16 protein-coding genes and 1 riboswitch are annotated in these 19,584 nt (G+C 54.4%); all 16 genes read right to left on the bottom strand.

Going from position 1 to position 19,584, the window contains the following annotated elements; all coding sequences use genetic code 11:
* Nucleotides 1-103: 103 nt before the first annotated feature.
* The 16 genes from MHI45_RS22275 to MHI45_RS22200 all read right to left on the bottom strand — a co-directional run bounded on the left by MHI45_RS22275 (nt 104) and on the right by MHI45_RS22200 (nt 19,536).
* On the bottom strand, nt 104-1,417 hold the full coding sequence (locus MHI45_RS22275; RefSeq protein ID WP_076110174.1) for an SEC-C metal-binding domain-containing protein: 1,314 nt from the start codon (nt 1,415-1,417) through the stop codon (nt 104-106).
* 288 nt (nt 1,418-1,705) lie between these two features.
* Complete coding sequence (gene purD, locus MHI45_RS22270; RefSeq protein ID WP_038585689.1) at nt 1,706-2,971, bottom strand: phosphoribosylamine--glycine ligase; 1,266 nt, start codon at nt 2,969-2,971, stop codon at nt 1,706-1,708.
* 24 nt (nt 2,972-2,995) lie between these two features.
* A complete protein-coding gene (gene purH / locus MHI45_RS22265) occupies nt 2,996-4,543 on the bottom strand; it encodes a bifunctional phosphoribosylaminoimidazolecarboxamide formyltransferase/IMP cyclohydrolase (RefSeq protein WP_076110173.1) in 1,548 nt (515 codons plus the stop codon).
* Between the two features lie 441 nt (nt 4,544-4,984).
* Nucleotides 4,985-5,599 carry a phosphoribosylglycinamide formyltransferase gene (gene purN / locus MHI45_RS22260; RefSeq protein ID WP_076110172.1) on the bottom strand — a complete coding sequence of 205 codons (615 nt, stop codon included), beginning with the start codon at nt 5,597-5,599 and terminating at the stop codon, nt 4,985-4,987.
* Nucleotides 5,599-6,639, bottom strand: a complete 1,041-nt coding sequence (gene purM, locus MHI45_RS22255) for a phosphoribosylformylglycinamidine cyclo-ligase (protein ID WP_076110171.1) — start codon at nt 6,637-6,639, stop codon at nt 5,599-5,601. Before purM ends, purN begins: the two co-directional genes overlap by 1 nt.
* A gap of 681 nt (nt 6,640-7,320) precedes the next feature.
* A complete protein-coding gene (gene purF / locus MHI45_RS22250; RefSeq protein ID WP_341119440.1) occupies nt 7,321-8,817 on the bottom strand; it encodes an amidophosphoribosyltransferase in 1,497 nt (498 codons plus the stop codon).
* A complete protein-coding gene (gene purL / locus MHI45_RS22245) occupies nt 8,802-11,048 on the bottom strand; it encodes a phosphoribosylformylglycinamidine synthase subunit PurL (RefSeq protein WP_038585673.1) in 2,247 nt (748 codons plus the stop codon). Before purL ends, purF begins: the two co-directional genes overlap by 16 nt.
* Nucleotides 11,026-11,715, bottom strand: a complete 690-nt coding sequence (gene purQ / locus MHI45_RS22240) for a phosphoribosylformylglycinamidine synthase subunit PurQ (RefSeq protein ID WP_038585669.1) — start codon at nt 11,713-11,715, stop codon at nt 11,026-11,028. The genes purL and purQ overlap by 23 nt, the downstream gene beginning before the upstream one ends.
* A gap of 5 nt (nt 11,716-11,720) precedes the next feature.
* Nucleotides 11,721-11,966: a phosphoribosylformylglycinamidine synthase subunit PurS gene (gene purS / locus MHI45_RS22235; RefSeq protein WP_076110168.1), complete on the bottom strand. Its 246-nt coding sequence runs from the start codon at nt 11,964-11,966 to the stop codon at nt 11,721-11,723.
* 300 nt (nt 11,967-12,266) lie between these two features.
* On the bottom strand, nt 12,267-13,157 hold the full coding sequence (locus tag MHI45_RS22230; RefSeq protein ID WP_076110167.1) for a phosphoribosylaminoimidazolesuccinocarboxamide synthase: 891 nt from the start codon (nt 13,155-13,157) through the stop codon (nt 12,267-12,269).
* A gap of 415 nt (nt 13,158-13,572) precedes the next feature.
* On the bottom strand, nt 13,573-14,868 hold the full coding sequence (gene purB / locus MHI45_RS22225; RefSeq protein WP_038585664.1) for an adenylosuccinate lyase: 1,296 nt from the start codon (nt 14,866-14,868) through the stop codon (nt 13,573-13,575).
* A 6-nt stretch (nt 14,869-14,874) separates the two neighbouring features.
* A complete protein-coding gene (locus MHI45_RS22220) occupies nt 14,875-16,134 on the bottom strand; it encodes a 5-(carboxyamino)imidazole ribonucleotide synthase (RefSeq protein ID WP_076110303.1) in 1,260 nt (419 codons plus the stop codon).
* A 326-nt stretch (nt 16,135-16,460) separates the two neighbouring features.
* Nucleotides 16,461-16,946: a 5-(carboxyamino)imidazole ribonucleotide mutase gene (gene purE / locus MHI45_RS22215; RefSeq protein WP_076110166.1), complete on the bottom strand. Its 486-nt coding sequence runs from the start codon at nt 16,944-16,946 to the stop codon at nt 16,461-16,463.
* A gap of 247 nt (nt 16,947-17,193) precedes the next feature.
* Nucleotides 17,194-17,295: riboswitch (purine riboswitch) on the bottom strand.
* A 165-nt stretch (nt 17,296-17,460) separates the two neighbouring features.
* The gene (locus MHI45_RS22210) at nt 17,461-17,895 is read right to left on the bottom strand and encodes a universal stress protein (protein WP_038585655.1); all 435 of its coding nucleotides are present in this window, start codon (nt 17,893-17,895) and stop codon (nt 17,461-17,463) included.
* A 52-nt stretch (nt 17,896-17,947) separates the two neighbouring features.
* A complete protein-coding gene (locus tag MHI45_RS22205) occupies nt 17,948-18,211 on the bottom strand; it encodes a DUF1294 domain-containing protein (RefSeq protein ID WP_038585652.1) in 264 nt (87 codons plus the stop codon).
* Between the two features lie 80 nt (nt 18,212-18,291).
* Nucleotides 18,292-19,536: an MFS transporter gene (locus MHI45_RS22200; RefSeq protein WP_256718083.1), complete on the bottom strand. Its 1,245-nt coding sequence runs from the start codon at nt 19,534-19,536 to the stop codon at nt 18,292-18,294.
* Between the last annotated feature and the right edge of the window lie 48 nt (nt 19,537-19,584).

The raw sequence follows: 19,584 nt of genomic DNA, 5'->3' as shown, positions 1-19,584 counted from the left end.
AGTATTTCTTTTTCCGGGTGAAAATTTTTTTCAGAGAACTTCCGCTATAAATTAAAAAAGACACAGCCTGAGCGGCTGTGTCCGGTATACATCATATGATGAACTATTGCTTCAGCATCCACTTGAGCAGGTCCGGCATGCTGGCCCATAAACGGGAGTGCATGATGACATATTCAATCGCTTCATTAGAATCTCCCAAGCCTACAAAATCCGGCAGGTTATGCGGCAGCCGCTTCACGCCCAGTAAATAATCCGGCACATGCTTGTTCACGCCACGCGCTACACGGTACAGCATCTTGAGCTGGGAAGTGATTCCGTTCTTCTTGTATTCAAGGACAATCCGGTCATAGGCAAATGCAGCCGCGGCATCATCCTTGCCGTATTTCTTCAGCACACGTTCTGCATCATTCAACCGGTTGGTGTACAAGTACGCAGCCGCCAGCAAATAACGCGCACCGGTATTGTCTTCCGGATTAAGCTCCATGATGCGTTCCAGCATCTGCGCCGCTTCTTCCGCGTTGCCACTGAACCAGCAAGACTCGGCATAGCTCTTGCAGACGCGGATGTATGGCCGGGTTTCATGCAGGCCCCAGAAGTATCCTTTATTTTGGTTAAAATACAGCTCCCCCAGCTCACGCTCACCCGCAGCAATTCCCGCTTTGAGGTAGGCACGCGCCTCCTGCTCATTCTCCGATTCCTCAGCCAGAATAAGATAAGCGTCGGAATTGTCCGGATATAATTCAAGTGCAGCTTCAGCCAGTTGAATCCGCCGTTTGGTAGAAGTGGCTTCCGCTACCTGATACAGAAGGGCTTGTGCTTTCTCCTTAGGAGTACCCGGACCGTTCAGCACTAGCAGCTCGTCAGACTCGCCGCCCATGCCGTATTCCTCCACGTAGTTAAGCATTTCCTTAACCTTGCGGGAAATCGTAGCCGCAGTAACCTCATATTTGGTTGCAAGTTCAGCCTGCGAAATCATAAAGCCGTACTCCTCGGACAGTAAATACTCGATCGCGGCACAGAAGGAGCCCATTTTCTTCACAGCAGGTTTAGTCTGGCGGGAGAAGCCGTTCCAAAGCACTAATGCTTCAAAAATCAGCTCCCGCTCGTACTGGTTTCTCATGCTTTCGATAAGCTGCATCGCCAGCTGCTCGTGGGCCGGATGCTCCCATTTCAGCTCGCGTGTTACCATCTTTTTCAGCTTGGTCAGGGTAAGCTTGCTCTCTGGACGAAGGACAGGCTCCAAAGCCTCAGGGCTCATGACAGGTTCAGTTACTACAGCCTCATGGGCTGCTGCCTCCTCCGTTGTTACGAGCCGAAGTATGGATTCAACCGCTGAGGTTTCTTTACCAAGGCAGCATCTTTTATATTTTTTCCCGCTTCCACATGGGCACAAGTCATTTCTTCCAACCTTACTCAAAAATAATTCCCCCTTAAATCTGTGACTAGCCATACACATAAGCGCATCGCTACTTTTGCACTATAAGTATCATTTCCCGGCAAGACGTATTCTATATTACGGGAACTTCACGGGCACTCCAAAAACCTAATTTAAAAAAGGCCTTTCCATGAAAGGAAAGACCCTTTATCTGTATATATCCGCACATTTTCCCCCGTACGAATTGTATTATAGCACTTCTTCTATCACTTGTCAGTCCTTTTTTGGGACTAATAGCGTAAAAATTTGCTAGGTTGCAGTCCTTTATCCTCAGATGAGCGCCTTCATGGCGATGTCACTGCGGTTCTGCTTTCCCTGGAAAGATATTGTTTCTGCACTGGCGTATGCGGCCGCACGGGCATCTGCAATACTCGCGCCCCTGCCGACAACACCAAGCACCCGTCCGCCATTCGTAACCCAGCTTCCATCTTCGCCGCGTGCCGTCCCGGCATGGAAGATCAGCGCGTCCTGGCTGCTCTCCAGACCGGAGATAGGCACGTCTTTAGGATAAGGACCCGGATAACCCTCTGAAGCCAGCACTACGCATACAGCCGCTTCATCGCTCCACTGAATCTCAATATCCGCCAGCCTGCCTTCAGTGACAGCCAGAAAAATCTCCAGCAGATCACTCTTCAGCCTAGGCAGTACGACCTGCGTCTCGGGATCGCCGAAGCGGGCATTGAACTCAATCGTCTTCGGCTTGCCATCCGGTGAAATCATCAGCCCGGCAAACAATACGCCGCTAAAAGGGCGGCCTTCGGCCACCATGGCTTTGGCCGTTGGCTCGATGATCGTTTCCACCGCCTCGCGGATAATATCCTCAGCAATGTGCGGCAGAGGTGAATAAGTGCCCATTCCACCGGTGTTCGGTCCTTTGTCGCCGTCGAATATCGGCTTGTGATCCTGCGCCGCCGCCATTGGCCGCACCGTTTCACCGTCAACAAACGCAAGAATCGACATTTCCTGCCCGGCGAGGAATTCTTCGATGACTACCTGCGCACCGGCTTCTCCGAATACCTTGTCCACCATAATATCACGCAGCGCCTGCTCGGCTTCTTCACGCGAATAAGCTACGGTAACGCCTTTGCCGGCAGCCAGGCCGTCGGCCTTGATGACGATCGGCAGCTCCTGTGCGCGCAAATAAGCAAGTGCTGCTTCATAACCGCTGAACTTCTCGTAGGCTGCTGTCGGGATGCTGTATTTGTGCAGCAGATCCTTCATAAACGTTTTGCTGCCTTCGATTTCAGCGGCATTCTTTCGCGGGCCGAACACAGGAATATTCTGCGCTTCAAAGGCATCAACGATACCTGCCGCGAGCGGATCATCCGGTCCAATGACTACAAGACCAACCTCACGCTCCTTGGCAAAGGCAGTCAGCCTGTCGAATTCGAACACGCCGATCGGCACACATTCAGCAAGCTGCGCGATCCCGGCATTGCCGGGTGCACAGTAGATTTTACCGGCTTTGGGGCTTTGGGACAGACTCCAGATGATCGCATGCTCCCGGCCCCCGCCGCCAACCACTAAAATATCCATATAAACGAAATCCTCCCCGGGCCTCTAGTGTTTGAAATGGCGGACGCCGGTGAAGACCATGGCAATTCCATATTCATTCGCAACCTTGATGGATTCCTCATCCTTGATCGAGCCGCCCGGTTGAATAACTGCGGTAATTCCAGCCTTCGCAGCCATTTCCAGCGTGTCGCCCATCGGGAAAAAGGCATCGGAAGCCAGTACAGCGCCTTTGGACTTCTCTCCGGCCTGTTCAATGGCAATTTTGGCCGCTCCGACACGGTTCATTTGTCCGGCGCCTACGCCAACAGTCATATCATTGGCCGCCAGTACAATCGCATTGGACTTCACATGCTTAACCACTTTCCAGCCGAACAGCAATTGCTTAAGCTCTTCTTCGGTTGGCTTGCGGGTAGTGACCACTTGAAGCTCTTCCGGATTCACGGAGTGCACATCACTCTCCTGCACCACCATACCGCCCTCAATGGAGGTAACGACAAAGCTGCTCTTGCGTGCGGAGGCCGTGCTTAAGCTGCCGATTTTGAGCAGGCGGATGTTCTTCTTCTTCGTAAGGATCTCCAGCGCTTCTTCCGTGAAGCCCGGTGCCAGCACGATTTCCAGGAAAATATCTTTCAGCAGGTTAGCGGTATCCGCATCAATAATACGGTTCGCAGCCACAATCCCGCCGAAAATGGAGGTTGGATCGGCATTGTAGGCTTTTTGGTAAGCCTCGTATACACTTGCGCCCACGCCCACGCCGCATGGATTCATATGCTTAACGGCCACAACCGCCGGCTCTTCAAATTCTTTGACGATTTGCAGCGCCGCATTGGCATCGTTAATGTTGTTGTAGGACAGCTCTTTGCCGTGCAGCTGCTCGGCTGCCGTCAGCGTATCCTGCGCAGCGAGCGGCTTGCGGTAGAACGCCGCCTTCTGATGCGGGTTCTCCCCGTAACGCAGATCCTGAATCTTCTCGTAAGTCACCGTATAGCGCTCCGGCAGCGGTTCACCGGTCACATTAGCCAAATAATCGGCAATCAGGGCATCGTAAGCCGCCGTATGGCGGAACACTTTTGCCGCAAGACGTTTGCGGGTCTCAAGGGTCGTATCTCCGCCTGCACGCACCTCATCAAGCACACCTGCATAATCGGCCGCGTCCACCACCACACTGACAAAAGCATGATTCTTCGCCGCCGAACGCAGCATCGTCGGTCCGCCGATATCGATGTTCTCGATAGCTTCCTCGTACGATACATCCGGCTTGGCAATCGTCTCCGCGAACGGATACAGGTTCACCACGACCAGATCGATGTAGTCCAGCCCAAGCTCGGTCATCTGACGCGTGTGTTCCTCGTTGTCACGAACTGCCAGCAGTCCGCTGTGTACGGCGGGATGCAGCGTTTTGACGCGTCCGTCCATAATTTCCGGGAACCCTGTGACATCGGAAATACCGATGACTGGTACGCCTTCTTTAGCCAAAAGTGTGCTAGTGCCGCCTGTGGAGATGATTTCTACGCCCAATGCAGACAACTCGCGGCAAAAATCCACGATGCCCTGTTTATCCGATACGCTGACCAGCGCTCTTTTGATACTCACTTTGAATAGTCCTCCTCCGGATGATGCCCGATTAGTTGTGTTTGAATGGTTAACGCTTAAACATGTGATGCCCTAAACTTGTATAACTGATCTACAAGCTCTTTCACCCGAATAAACCAGCCTTGCCAAATCACTAAAATTCCAGCAGCTTACAGCATTCTTTCTAAGGCATAAATCAGGCGTTCCATCACTCTCCGACACCCTTTGCCCGCTTGTGCAATATTTCCCGAGAAATATCGGAAGTGACCGCAGAGATCAACCTTTGTCGATAAAAAGATCAGCACACTGCGCAATCCGCCAGTATTTAACGCTATAGACGTGCTAAACAATACTTTTTTTAAAAATTTCTGCGGAATCGCAGCTCATGTCCATAGTATGCGACACAGGATGACTCCATTTATGGCAAGCTCCCTGTCCTAAGCAGCAATCGCGCTTATACTTCTATTCGGAAATTGTGGCTTTTCTTCCGTCCAATCCAATTTTCCCGGCGGCAAAAGCAGATACTACCTCAGGGTAAAGCTCATACTCTACCTGATGAATTCGTCCGGCAAGGGTTTCCGCTGTATCTTCGGCCTCTACGGCAACGCCGCGCTGGGCAATAACCGGCCCGGTGTCCATACCTCCATCGACAAAATGCACCGTAACCCCAGTCAGCTTCACACCGTAGTCTAATGCCTGGCCGATGGCGTCCTTGCCGGCAAAGGCTGGCAGCAGAGAAGGATGAATGTTGATGATCCGCCCGGCGTAAGGCGTAAGCAGCACCGGAGTAATCAGCCGCATATATCCCGCCAGTACGACAAGCCCGATATCCCGGCGCTGCAGCTCAGCTACAATCTCCGCTTCATACAGCTCCCGGCTTGCGAAGTCCTTCGGCCGCAGCAGGAGGGCAGGAATCCCCGCTTCCTCCGCACGCTGTGCCACTAGCGCTTCCGGCCTGTCGGATACCAGCAGCTCAATGCGGCCTCCGCCAAGCTTCCCTGCGTTCTGAGCCTGAATCAGCGCAGCAAAATTGCTGCCCTGCCCGGAGGCAAACACAGCGATCCGGCTGTACTGCATCACACTTCAGCTCCCGTAAAGGTAACCTTGCGTTCCCCTTCCGTTACTGTGCCGATCAGATAAGCCTCTTCCCCGCCTGCTTTCAGCAGTTCCAGCGCTTTTTCTCCGTCTTCTGCAGACACTACCAGCACCAGACCCACGCCCATGTTGAAGGTAGTGAACATATCGCGGTTACTTACATTGCCTTTGCTCTGCAGCAAGCCGAAAATCGGCAAAATCGGCCAGGAGCCATAATTAATCTCCACATTCACATGATCCGGCAGTACGCGCGGAATGTTCTCGATGAACCCGCCTCCGGTAATATGCGCCATACCTTTGACCGGCAGCTGTTCCAGCAGCGCGAGCAGCGGCTTCACATAAATCTTCGTCGGAGCCAGCAGCACATCCACCAGCGGAGCTCCAAGCTCAGGGACCACATCGTTCAGCGCATAGCCGTCTTCCTCAAGCAGAAGCTTGCGTACCAGCGAGAAGCCGTTGCTGTGCACACCGCTGGACGCGAGACCGATCACCGTATCACCCGGCGCGATGTTTACGCCCGTAACCAGCTTCGCTTTGTCGGCTACGCCAACTGTGAAACCGGCGATATCATATTCGCCCGCCGAATACATCCCCGGCATCTCAGCCGTTTCACCGCCGATGAGCGCGCAGCCTGCCTGATGACAGCCTTCCGCGATGCCGGCAACAATAGCCTCGATCTTCTCCGGCACAACCTTGTCACAGGCGAGATAATCGAGGAAGAACAGCGGCTCTGCGCCTTGTACTACAATATCATTCACACACATGGCTACGGCATCGATGCCAATCGTGTCGTGGCGGTCGGCCGCGAAAGCGATTTTGAGCTTCGTACCCACGCCGTCGGTTCCCGATACGAGCACCGGTTCTTCATACTTGTCCTTATTGAGACCAAACAGCGCGCCGAATCCGCCCAGCTCCGTCATAACCTCCGGACGGTACGTGCGCTTTACATGCTTCTTCATGCGTTCAACGGCTTCATTGCCAGCCGCAATATCCACTCCGGCGTTTTTATAAGCTTCCGACACTTTTGGACACCTCATTATTAGTTAGTTTAGAGCGCGTTTCGGGGCGGCAGGGATTGGGTGGTGGCTATAGTCGTCATTACGAGGAATGTTTGGACTTCCGGTCGCTGTTATGGTTGGATTTCCTTGATTTGAACCGCTGTTCGCGGTAGAAATCCAACCATAAAGGCGAACGCTACGCTCCTACAGTTCCAAACTTCCTCTCCATGACTCCAGCCACCGGGGTCAAACCCAGCCGCAAGCCGCTGTACGCGCCTTGCACAGCAGCAGCAAGGCCTCGGCGCTTGGCAAAGCCAAAGCGCCTCCTCAGCGAGAAAAGCGTTCCCTGCATTTGCGCAGCAAACAAGGGAGAGCTTTAAGAGCTTTGTCTTGGCGCGCGGGGCGAAGCCGGGCGCGCCCAAGCGAGAGGACCCCCGATTTTGCGCAGCAAACAGGACGGGTTCTTGAGCACTTGGCCCGGCGAGGCAGCATGCCGCCAGGGCGCGGAGCGCCGTAGAGCGTGTCCCGGCCGTGCGCAGCACACAGGGACACAGCGGGCCCCCGCACCCCAGCCTTCTTAGCAAGTTAAAAGCAAACTCCTACCGCCAAACTTTCGGGTGGCCGGAGGGCAGAGCCCTTCGGAATCCCCCTTCGCAAGGGGGACTTAGGGGGATGGGCCACTCGACTATAGGGGGATGGACCCGCTTAACAGGAACACCCGTCCTTCTCTTCCCCGCCGAAATCAACCTGCGTCGGGTAATCGTTATCGAAGCAGGAGAGGCATAAACCGCCTTTGTAATCATCGCTATTATAACCGCCGATGGATTGGATCAGCCCTTCCGGTGAAAGGAAAGCCAGGGAATCGGCGTTGATCTCCTCGCACATTTCCTGAATACTCTTGTAGGAGGCGATGAGTTCACGCCGATCAGGTGTATCAATGCCGTAGAAGCAAGGGTTCTTGAATGGCGGCGAGGTAATCCGCACATGCACTTCAAGCGCTCCGGCCTCGCGCAGCAGGTTCACGATCCGGCGCGAGGTGGTGCCTCGCACAATGGAATCGTCGATCATGACGACGCGCTGGCCTTCAACGACGCGGCGCACGGCGCTCAGCTTCATCTTCACGCCTTGCTCACGAAGCTCCTGGCTCGGCTGGATGAACGTCCGGCCAGTGTATTTGTTCTTGATCAGTCCCAGCTCATAAGGGATACCTGTTTGCTCGGCAAAGCCGATGGCTGCGGAGATACTGGAATCCGGTACGCCGGTTACAATGTCCGCATCCACAAAAGCTTCAAGCGCCATCCGGCTGCCCATCCGCTTGCGGGCGGAGTGCAGGTTCGAGCCGTTCAGGTCGCTGTCCGGCCGGGCAAAATAGATATATTCCATGGCACACAGCGCCTTGCGCTTCGGCTCAGCGAAGCGGTCTTCCCGGATGCCGTCCTTATCAAGCACGAGCAATTCACCCGGCTCAATATCACGCACCAGCTTGGCACCGATAACTTCCAGCGCACAGGACTCTGAAGCGAAGACATAGGCTTCACCGAGCTGGCCCATTACGAGTGGACGAAGTCCGTGCGGATCCGAAGCGACGATCAGCTTGTCGTTGGTCATCAGCAGGAAGGCAAAACCGCCGACCAGCTGCTGCAGGGCATCTTTCGTGGCTTCGACAAAATCCTTCTGCGAACGTGCGATCAGATGCGCCAGTACCTCGGTATCGCTTGTAGTCTGGAAAATAGAGCCGCCTTGCTCCAGCTGCTTGCGGATCAGCGGTTCGTTGACAATATTGCCGTTGGTGGCAATGGCCAGATCGCCGTCACGGTATTTGAAGACAAGCGGCTGCGCATTGGTCAGCCGGCTGTCGCCGCTGGTGGAATAACGCACATGGCCGATGGACATGTCACCCACCAGTGAAGCAATTTTATCTTTATCGAATACTTCCTTGACGAGGCCCATGCCGCGGTGATAGTTGAAGTCGCGTCCGTTTGCCACGCAGATGCCCGCGCTTTCCTCTCCCCGGTGCTGCAGCGCATGCAGTCCATAATAAGACATGGAGGCGGCTTCCGGGTGTCCGAAGACCCCGAATACGCCGCATTCTTCTTTTAAAGTGTCAAAAATATCTCCCGAGCCCGTTCCTTCGTTGTAAAAATCGCCGGTCCACAGGATTGGAGCCGCCTGCTCTTTCCCGGTCTTTATTTCATAAGACATGGAATAGCATCCTCCCAAATGGTTTTTAATTCCGTTACAGCTTCATCCAGTGCAGTCTTGCCGTCTAGAGCCAGGCGCAGTCTGTCCCCGCCAACGGTTCCGATGATTTCCACCGGCACGCCGTAAGCGGCAACTGCTGCTTTCAGCTCTTCCGCACGATCAGGAGCAGCGGTCAGTACGATACGGGATTGGCTCTCGCTGAACAAGGCCACATCGGGCCGCAGCCCGTTCGCGGACAGCTCTACGTTAGCGCCAATACCGCCGCTGATGCAGCTCTCTGCCAGTGCAGCCGCAAGGCCGCCTTCGGAAAGGTCATGCGCCGAGCGGACCAGACCGCCGCGGATCGTGCCAAGCACAGCATCCAGCAGCTTTTGTTCAGTAGCCAAATCCAGTGCCGGTGGACGGCCTTCCGTCAGGCCATGTACAGCATATTGGAACTCACTGCCGCCAAGCTCAGCCTTGGTCACCCCAAGCAGCAAAATGGCGTCGCCCTCTTGCTTGAAGGCTTGAGTAGTAATGTGATCGGTATCTTCCACGAGACCCACCATGCCGACAACCGGTGTCGGATAGATCGCTCCCGAAGCATTTTCGTTGTACAGGCTGACATTTCCGCCGATAACCGGCGTATCCAGCACACGGCAGGCTTCAGCCATGCCGTCTACCGCACGTTCCATCTGCCAGAAAATCTCCGGTTTCTCGGGACTGCCAAAGTTCAGGTTATCTGTAATTGCCAGCGGTTTAGCCCCGGAGCAGACAATGTTGCGCGCCGCTTCGCTGACTGCAATCCGGCCACCGACTTCAGGGTCCAGATAGACATAACGGCCATTGCAGTCCGTAGTCATTGCCAGGCCTTTGCGTGTGCCGTGGATCGTAACCACTGCCGCATCAGAACCGGGACGAACCGCTGTGCTGGTGCGAACCATATAGTCATATTGGTTGTATACCCATGCTTTGCTTGCTACCGTAGGGGAAGCGAGTACCGTGCGCAGCGCGCCGCCCAGATCGGTAACCTCGGCATAACGCAAAGTATCGACCGATGCATTCTCTTCATAATAAGCAGGAACTGCTGACGGTTTGTTGTAGATTGGACACTCATCTACGAGAGCCGTTACCGGCATATCGCCGACAACCTCACCGTGATGGAACAGCTTCAGGCGGCCGTCATCGGTTACCTTGCCCACTTTGCGGCAAATGACGCCCCAGCGGTCAAAAATCTCCTGTGCCTGCGCCTCATCCTTAGGCTCCACCACAAACAGCATCCGTTCCTGTGATTCCGACAGCATCATCTCGTAAGGGGTCATGCCTTCTTCACGCTGCGGTACCTGATCCAGATACAGCTCCAGGCCATTGCCCGCTTTGCTGGCCATTTCTGCACTGGAGCAGGTCAGGCCTGCTGCGCCCATATCCTGAATGCCAAGCACGATGCCGCTGTCGATCAGCTCCAGACAGGATTCCATCACCAGCTTCTCCATAAACGGATCCCCAACCTGCACTGCTGTCTTCTTGGCTTCCGACTCCTCGCTCAGCTCCACGGAGGCAAACGTCGCCCCGTGAATACCATCACGTCCTGTAGGCGGACCTACGTAGAATACGGGGTTGCCTACACCTTTGGCGACACCGCGCTGGATTTTATCATGGTCGATCAGGCCGACACACATCGCATTGACCAGCGGATTACCGTCATAGCTGTTGTCGAACATGATTTCGCCGCCCACGGTCGGAATGCCGATACAGTTGCCGTAACCTGCGATACCGGACACGACATGCTCGAACAAATATTTTACCCGGTCGCTCTCAAGCTTCCCGAAACGCAGGGAGTTGAGCAGCGCTACCGGTCTAGCACCCATGGAGAAAATATCGCGGATAATCCCGCCCACGCCTGTAGCCGCACCTTGATAAGGTTCTACCGCCGACGGATGGTTGTGGCTTTCGATTTTGAATACAACCGCCTGGTTGTCACCGATATCAACAATGCCGGCGCCTTCGCCCGGTCCCATCAGGACACGCGGTCCGCTGGTCGGGAAACGGCTAAGAAGCGGCTTGGAATTTTTGTAGGCGCAGTGCTCGGACCACATTACACTGAATACGCCGATTTCTGTATAGTTGGGCTTGCGGCCCATGAAGGACGTGATCAGTTCATATTCGCTGTCCGACACGCCGAATTGACTGTAGATTTTCTGCTCCGCGATTTGCTCTGCGGTCGGCTCCTTAACGGATACTTGCTGCGTCATAACGATCCCTCCAGGTTTTGAGTATAGATGTAAACATCCGTTTGCCGTCTTCCGAGCCCAGCAGACTGTTCGCTGCACGTTCCGGGTGAGGCATCATGCCAACCACATTGCCCGCTGCGTTGCTGACGCCTGCAATATCGGCTACCGAGCCGTTCGGATTGTCGCTATATGTGAATACGATCTGATTGTTTGCTTTGAGCGACGCCAAAGTCTCTTCATCACAGTAATAATTACCTTCGCCATGCGCGATCGGAATGACAATCTCTTCATCCTTCGCATAATCAACAGTAAACGGGGTTGTGTTATTAACGACCTTAAGCACGGTATCATGACAGCGGAATTTCATCGACATGTTGCGGCGCAGCGCACCCGGCAGAAGTCCCGCTTCGGTCAGAATCTGGAACCCGTTGCAGATGCCAAGCACGAATTTGCCCTGCTCCGCAGCTTTGGCCACTTCAGCCATCACCGGAGCAAACCGGGAAATCGCGCCGCAGCGCAGATAGTCACCATAAGAGAAGCCGCCTGGTACCAGAATGCAGTCATACGCCGACAGGTCTGTCGCAGTATGCCACACATAATCCACGGGTTCGCCAAGGCTGTCTTCTACCGCCTTATAACAGTCAATGTCGCAATTGGAGCCTGGAAAGACGAGTACAGCAAATTTCATGACTTTTAGTCCTCCAATTCGTAGCGGTAATCCTCGATCACCGTGTTGGCCAGCAGCTTTTCGCACATTTCCTTGAGGCGTCCTTCCGCTTCGGCGCGGTTATCTGTATCGAGGATAAGCTCCATATATTTGCCGATACGCAGACTTTCAACTTCCTGGAACCCTACCGAATGCAATGCTCCTTGCACGGCAACACCTTGGGGATCGAGCACGCTTTTCTTGATGGTGACATAGACTGTCGCTTTTAACATACGCTTGTAGTTCCTCCTAAAATTTTATGGGCCTCAATGGGCAATCAACAAGAACTCGGATGTACCTGAGTTTAATATTGAGATAACTGCATTCTGTACAGCTAAATTCCTTTTATTTCGGGCAAAACCCACTTTAATTGCATTCCATACAGCTATATTTTGAAACAACCGCCGTTCCAGGCTTGTTCGCCTGATTTAGTTGTACCGGATACATTTATAAGGCAGCCAGCGGCGATTTTGCTCAAAATAAATGCAGAGAATGCAACTAGCGGATACACTACAGCTGGCCAAGTTAATAAACTATAAAGACTTGCCGGTAAGGCGATGATAGATGTCCAGATAACGGCGGCTCGTTTCTTCCACGACTTCAAGCGGCAGCGGGTCCGGCGTGCTGTTCCTGTCCCAGGAGGATGCGGCAAGATACGTCCGGACAGGCTCTTTGTCCATGCTGTCGATTTCAATATCCAGACTGTATTTATCTTTGGCCCAGAAGCGGGAAGCATCCGGGGTGAAAATCTCGTCGATCAGAATCACCTTGCCGTCCAGCAAACCAAACTCAAACTTGCAGTCCGCTAGGATGATACCTCGCTCTTCACAGTACTCTTTGGCAAAAGCGAACAGCTTCAGGCTTTTCTCCTTCAGCTCAAGCGCCAGGTCGGCACCGATCAGCTCCTGCATCTGCTCAAAAGGGATATCCTCATCATGGCCTACATCATTTTTGGCCGCAGGGGTGAAGATCGGCTGGGCCAGTACGGCGTTTTTACGCAGGCCTTGGGGTAGTTCAATACCGTTAACCTTCCCGGTCTCCTGGTACTGCCGCCAGCCCCCGCCGGTGATGCAGCCGCGCACGACACATTCAATATCAATGCGCTCTGCTTTGCGGACAACCATGATCCGGTTCTTGAGCGCCTCTCTGTCGCGTGCGATATCTCCGAGCTGGTCCACATCAATATGCACGACATGGTTCTCCATCAGTTCCTTCGTCTTGCCAAACCAGAAAGCGCTGAGCCGGTTCAGCACATTGCCCTTCTCCGGCACCGCCGGATCAAGCACATAGTCGAACGCAGAAATCCGGTCCGTAACGACAATCAGGGTCTGTTCCCCCAAGTCATACAATTCGCGAACCTTTCCTTTATAGAGCAGCGGTGCATTTACGAGATCCACAGCCGTGGATACGGCAGGGTGTGTCATGACCTTTCCTCCCTTGAACAAATGATCTTGCTAATATCTTGAGCAAAAAGCGCTGGGACGTTTTATTTCCTTCGATCTGGATCAACAGAAATTTGTAATACTTCCTCTGGTTAATAGGTTCACTGCAAGAAATATTTGGACTTCCGATCGCTGTTATGGTCATATTTCTCTGATTTAACCGCAAGCTGCGGTAGAAATCTGACCATAGCTCATGCTTCCGAAGCGAGCTTTCCTACGGAAAGCTTTCAGGCGAACGCTGACGCTTCTACAGTTCCAAAATTTCTCTCCGTTCCACTTTACCCCAAGTGCTTATTTCATTCTCACTGTAGCTCCGCTTCTCAGTATAGAAAAACTGCCTAGTGCTCCCGCTCGTATTATTCTCCAGCTCCTCCGTTCACCACTAACTTACCTTTTATTAGATAAGCTCCAGCTTACGGAAGATAGTGTCGACATGCTTAAGGTGCCATGTAGGGTTGAATGCATCTTCGATCTCTTCCGGGCTGAGTACGGCGGTGATTTCAGGTGTGGCTTCGACGATGTCGCGGAACTGGGTTTGCTCTTCCCAAGCCTGCATCGCACGAGGCTGAACGGTATCGTAAGCCTGCTCGCGGCTGAAGCCCTTGTCGATCAGCTTGGTCAGGATACGGCCGGAGAACGGCACGCCGAAGGTCCGGTTCATGTTGCGCTTCATATTTTCCGGGAACACGGTCAGGTTCTTCACGATGTTGCCGAAACGATTCAGCATATAGTTGAGCAGCATGGTCGCATCCGGCAGAATAATCCGTTCCACCGAAGAGTGCGAGATGTCGCGTTCATGCCACAGCGGTACATTCTCATAAGCAGTAACCATATGGCCGCGAATGACGCGCGACAGGCCGGAAATATTCTCGCAGCCGATCGGATTGCGTTTATGCGGCATGGCGGAGGAGCCTTTTTGACCTTTGGCAAAAGCCTCTTCCACCTCGCGGATTTCACTCTTTTGCAGCGCGCGGATCTCGGTGGCGAACTTGTCCAGCGAAGTGGCGACCAGCGCCAGCGCAGCCATATATTCGGCATGGCGGTCACGCTGCAGGGTCTGCGTGGAGATCGGTGCCGGGCTGGTGCCCAGCTTGCGGCAGACGAACTCTTCCACGAACGGGTCGATGTTGGCATAAGTGCCGACCGCGCCGGAGATTTTACCGAACTGCACGCCGTTCGCAGCATGGCGGAAGCGCTCCAGGTTGCGTTTCATTTCCTCATACCACAGCGCCATCTTGAGTCCAAAGGTCGTCGGCTCAGCGTGAACGCCATGTGTGCGTCCCATCATCGGCGTATCCTTGTAAGCTACCGCTTTATCCTTAAGAATTTCAATGAAGTTAATGATGTCCTGCTCCAGAATTTCGTTCGCCTGGCGCAGCAGGTAACCCAGCGCCGTATCAACAACATCCGTGGAGGTTAATCCGTAATGCACCCATTTGCGCTCCGCGCCAAGGCTTTCGGATACCGCACGGGTAAAGGCGATCACGTCATGACGGGTTTCAAGTTCAATCTCGTTGATGCGTTCAATATCAAACTTGGCATCCTTGCGCAGCTTAGCGGCGTCTTCCTGCGGAATAACTCCCAGCTCCGCCCAGGCTTCGCACGCACATATTTCCACTTCGAGCCATGCATTGAATTTATTTTCTTCGGTCCAAATGGCCCGCATCTCAGGTCTGCTGTATCGTTCGATCATATCTTGTCAGTTCCTCCAAAGGTTAGTTTGCTCCACCCAGGACAAGCCGTCTCCGGTGTCCTTGCAGAGCAGGTTGATATGGCCCATCTTGCGGCCGGTCTTGCTCTCAGTCTTGCCATATATATGAAGCTTGGGGGAAATCCCCAGCCGGTTTGCTGCTTCGTCCATCTCACTAATCCGCTCCACTGCCCCGTCCAGATGCTGCCCAAGCACATTCACCATGACTACAGGAGTCAAAAGCGAGGTATCGCCAAGCGGCAAGTTGCAGATCGCCCGGACATGCTGCTCGAACTGCGAGGTGACGCAGGCGTCCATCGTGTAATGCCCTGAATTATGCGGGCGCGGAGCCAGTTCATTGACGAACAATTCTCCGTCGTCCGTCACGAACATCTCTACCGCCAGCAGTCCGACGGCATTCAGTCCGGACACCAGCCGCTCGGCAAGCTCGCAGGCTCTCCGCTGAATCTCCTCCGGCACACGGGCAGGCACAATCGACAGATGCAGGATGTTGTTTACGTGAATGTTCTCGGCAGGCGGAAAGCTCTTAACCTCACCGGATGCGCTGCGGGCAGCAATAACAGAGATTTCGCAGCTAAAAGCAACGAATTTCTCCAGCACCAGCTCCGGCATAACGTTTCCGGCTGAGGCTGCGGAATCGGTGGAGCTGTCTGTTCCGCCAGCTTGCGGCGCCTCCTGCGCTCCGCCAGCTCCCGGCGCGACCTGCCGGAAGGCTGCTTCCAGCTCTTCCGGCCGGCGGATGACGGCTTGTCCCTTGCCGTCATACCCCCCTGTGGCTGTCTTCAGCACACAGGGCAGGCCCAGGTCGGCGGCCGCGGCGTTCAGCTCCGCCAGGCTGCCGACCTTGCGGTACGGGGCAACGGGCACGCCTGCCGCCTCGATGGCCGCTTTCTCGCGCAGCCGGTGCTGCGTGGTGTACAGCAGCGCGCTGCCCTGGGGCACGTACGACTCTGCCGTCAGCAGCGCGGCCACGCCCGCATCGACGTTCTCGAACTCGTACGTGATCACGTCCGAGCGGCGCGCCAGCTCCCGCGCTGCGTCCCGGTCGTTGTACGCCGCGTGAATCTGCGGCGTCACCTGCCCGCAGGGCGCATCCGGCGCCGGGTCCAGCGCCACGAAGCGGTAACCCATGGCGCTGCCGGCCAGCGCCATCATCCGCCCGAGCTGGCCGCCGCCCAGCACGCCGATGGTTGCACCGGGGCGCAGCGTCCGGGGCCTGTCTCCACCCGGTGCGGCGACGTAGGACACCGCAGCCTCCTGGCCTGGAGCTTCCAGGCCATTCTCTTCACCCCGCTGTCCAGCTTGTCCCTGCTGTGCCACGACGTCCATGCCATTATCTGCGCCCCGCTGTTCAGCCTGTCCCTGCTGTGCCAGGACGTCCAGGCCATTCTCCTCGACCCGCTGTCCAGCTTGTCCCTGCTGTGCCACGACGTCCATGCCATTCTCTTCGCCCCGCTGTTCAGCCTGTCCCTGCTGTGCCAGGACGTCCAGGCCATCCGCTGCTTCGCCCCGGGACTGCCTCCCGTCCCGCGACGTGCTCACTTCCAAACCAACCGGCTTCAGCTCTTCCGGTTTCATAAGGTGTCGCTGCTTTCCAGCACTTCGCGCTCTGTAGCTTCGCGCCGCTGCTGCACCCGGCTCTGCACCTCTGGCTCGAACGCGCCGATTATCTGCGCCGCGAGCAGCCCTGCATTGACGGCCCCGGCACGGCCAATGGCTACTGTCGCCACCGGAATGCCGCCTGGCATCTGCACAATGGAAAGCAGTGAGTCCAGACCGTTAAGCGCCTTGGACTGCACCGGAACACCGATAACGGGCAGCACTGTCTTCGCTGCCACCATACCCGGCAGATGCGCCGCGCCGCCTGCTCCGGCGATAATAACGCGAAGTCCGCGGCCCGCCGCTTCCTCCGCATAGCGGAACATCAGATCCGGTGTGCGGTGTGCGGAAATCACTTTTTTCTCATAAGGCACACCCAGCTCTTCCAGCACCGCACAGGTATGCTCCATCGTTTCCCAGTCGGATTTGCTGCCCATAATAACCCCAACTTGCACAGACATGACTCAACCTACCTTCCGTTCCCGATATTGATACTCTTATCTGCTTTAAGTTTGTCCCATTTCTCGCAAGTTTCCCATAATTCCGAAAAAAAAAGCCCGGATTCCAAACGCATTCTGCTGCGGGTGGACCCAGACTACTGCAGGAATCAGGAGGGACTGCTCCATCTGTCTCCGCCTCGGCAGAGCATACAGGGACAAGCACATAGTGCACTGCCCTAATATCCCCGGGGCGGCGCTGATGGCCATTCTAGTCATCCTATTTCCTCGTAGTCCGGAAATTTACGGTTGCCGGGTAGAAACTTCCGGGCCTTATCCCCGGTTTTATACGAGCTCTTCATAGGTTCAGTTTAACAATGGCCTACACTTCATGTCAACTTAAACACGAACATTGTAAAATTTACACGTTAAATCGTTCGCTTTTTGGCAAATTCTAATTCCTGTTCTTGGCTAATTGGGCAGGGAAACTAAAGAAAAAGGGGGGAACACCTTTGTGCTCCTCCCGGAATAAAATCTATTATTTTACGACCAATACCGGAATACGGGCGCTCTGCACCACATTATGGCTTACGCTGCCCAGAACAAATTCACGTATTCCGCCAAGTCCGCGGCTGCCGATTACAATAACATCCACATCATGCTCCTTGGAATAATTCAAGATCACTTCTGCAGGAGATCCTTGCAGCAGCTCCACCGTAGCATTCAGTCCTTCTGCTTCAAGCCGGCTCTTCACTTCTTCTGTGGTCTGCACCGCCAGATCATAGTAATCTTTGTTTACAGAAGCAGGTAGAGGCGCAAGAGCTTCCCCGATAAAAAAGCGCGGGAATTCAAATGCGTGTACAACGTAAAGAGATGAACCCGGAGTTACCTTAGCCAGCTCGATCGCGCGCTCCAATGCCTGATTGGATGCCTTGGAACCGTCATAGGCGAGCAAAATTTTTGAGAATAACATGTACGCCACCTCTTTTTCTGTTTTGTGTAGCCATAACGTAATTCAAAAAAGCTTATCTTAAAAAGTACCCATACAGCAGGATATTAAGCAGCAACAGCAGCGGAATTCCGATCCTGAAAGAAGTATGCCGCGTCTTGTGGCGCTTGCGGTACATGGCAGTCAGCACACCCAGCGCACCGCCCATAAATGCCAGCAAAAAAAGCGTCTTCTCAGGTACGCGTTCCCGCCTTGTACGGGCCTTGTTCTTGTCCTCGGACATTACCACATACCCGATAATATTAATTAGTGCAAACCACAGCAACACACCCTTGACCATTCCTTCCGGCTCTCCTCCCTCTTATCCTATCTACTTCATATTATAGTACCCTTTCCGGCAAAAAACCAATAATCCTCACATTACCTGCCATGTATACGCCCTTGCTTTCCTGTTCTTTCGCGGGACCCGCCAGCATCCGTAATCCATACCCAGGATAATACGGCAGCAAGTGCTGCCGCGATTCCGCCCAGCCAGAATCCGCCGCTTAGACCATAGGCAGAGCTCATCCAACCCGCCACAAACGGCCCTCCAGACATGCCTATTGCATACACCGCCTGATAGAAGCCCATCGCAGTTGCCCGTTTAAAGGGCGCCACTCCCGATACTGATTTGCCAAGCAGCAGCGGAAAAATAAGTCCCTGCATAAAGCCGTTCCCGATTTGTGTCGCACACAAGGCGGCAAGCGTCGGCATTGAAGGAATCAGCAGCGTGAACAGCGCGCTTCCGGCAAAACCCAGCAGCAGTGTCCCACGGTCGCCAAGCAGCCTGCCAAATAAACGGGAACCGTAGAGTGTCGCAACGGCATGGGGCAGCATGAATGCCAAAGTCAGCCAGCCTAAGCTTTCCTTGCTTGCACCGATGTCCAGCGCCTGGTTCGGAGTATAGCCGAACATTGTAATAAAGAGCACACAGTGCGCCAGCACGGATAACAGCGAGACTTTGACCAGCAGCGGCTCTTTAATTACCGCAGCAAGGTCTTTAAGCTGGATCGCGTTCTCCCGCTTCTCCTGCTGCTGTTCCGGCAGACGCAGGGCGAGTACCAGAGCCGCTATCGCCACAAGCCCGCCGATAACAAACGGGGCATTCCAGCCCCAGTGCTCCACCATGTAGCCGCTGATCATCATGCTCATCAACTGGGCGATGACCGTGGTGAACTGCAGCATGCCCATCGCTTTTCCCGCTTCCTCTTTCGGAAAATAGCCGGCAAACATCACCGAGTACACTACCCAGGCGGAGGCTGCTATTCCGGATACGGCACGAGCCGCCAGTGCCCAGCCCGGATGCGCTCCCGCCATAAACAGCAGGCAGCTTGCGCCGCTGGCGATCAGCCCCAGATAAATGAACGGCCGCCGCCGGTTCAAATAATCCGAACCGATTCCGATCGGCAGCCGGAACAGAATCTGCATCAGACCGTATATCCCTAGCACTGAGCCGACCATAACATACGAAGCTCCGAGATGCTCCACATAGGGAGAGAGCACCGGAACATAAATATATGAAGAGAACCAGAACATAAAGACGATGACCAGGAAGAAGAAACGGCTGCTTTCCTTGGTTTTTGAAGCTTCTACCGACTGGGCCCCGTTTTCTTTTTGCTTAGGCACTGTCACTTTACCACCCGCTCATTCATTTTTTAGAGTTGCTCCTGCTCT

Origin of the sequence: Paenibacillus sp. FSL H3-0321, from assembly GCF_038002865.1 — a bacterium.
GTDB lineage: Bacteria > Bacillota > Bacilli > Paenibacillales > Paenibacillaceae > Paenibacillus_AQ.
The sequence above is the reverse complement of the archived record's forward strand: the minus strand, read 5'-3'. Positions and strand labels throughout refer to the sequence as shown.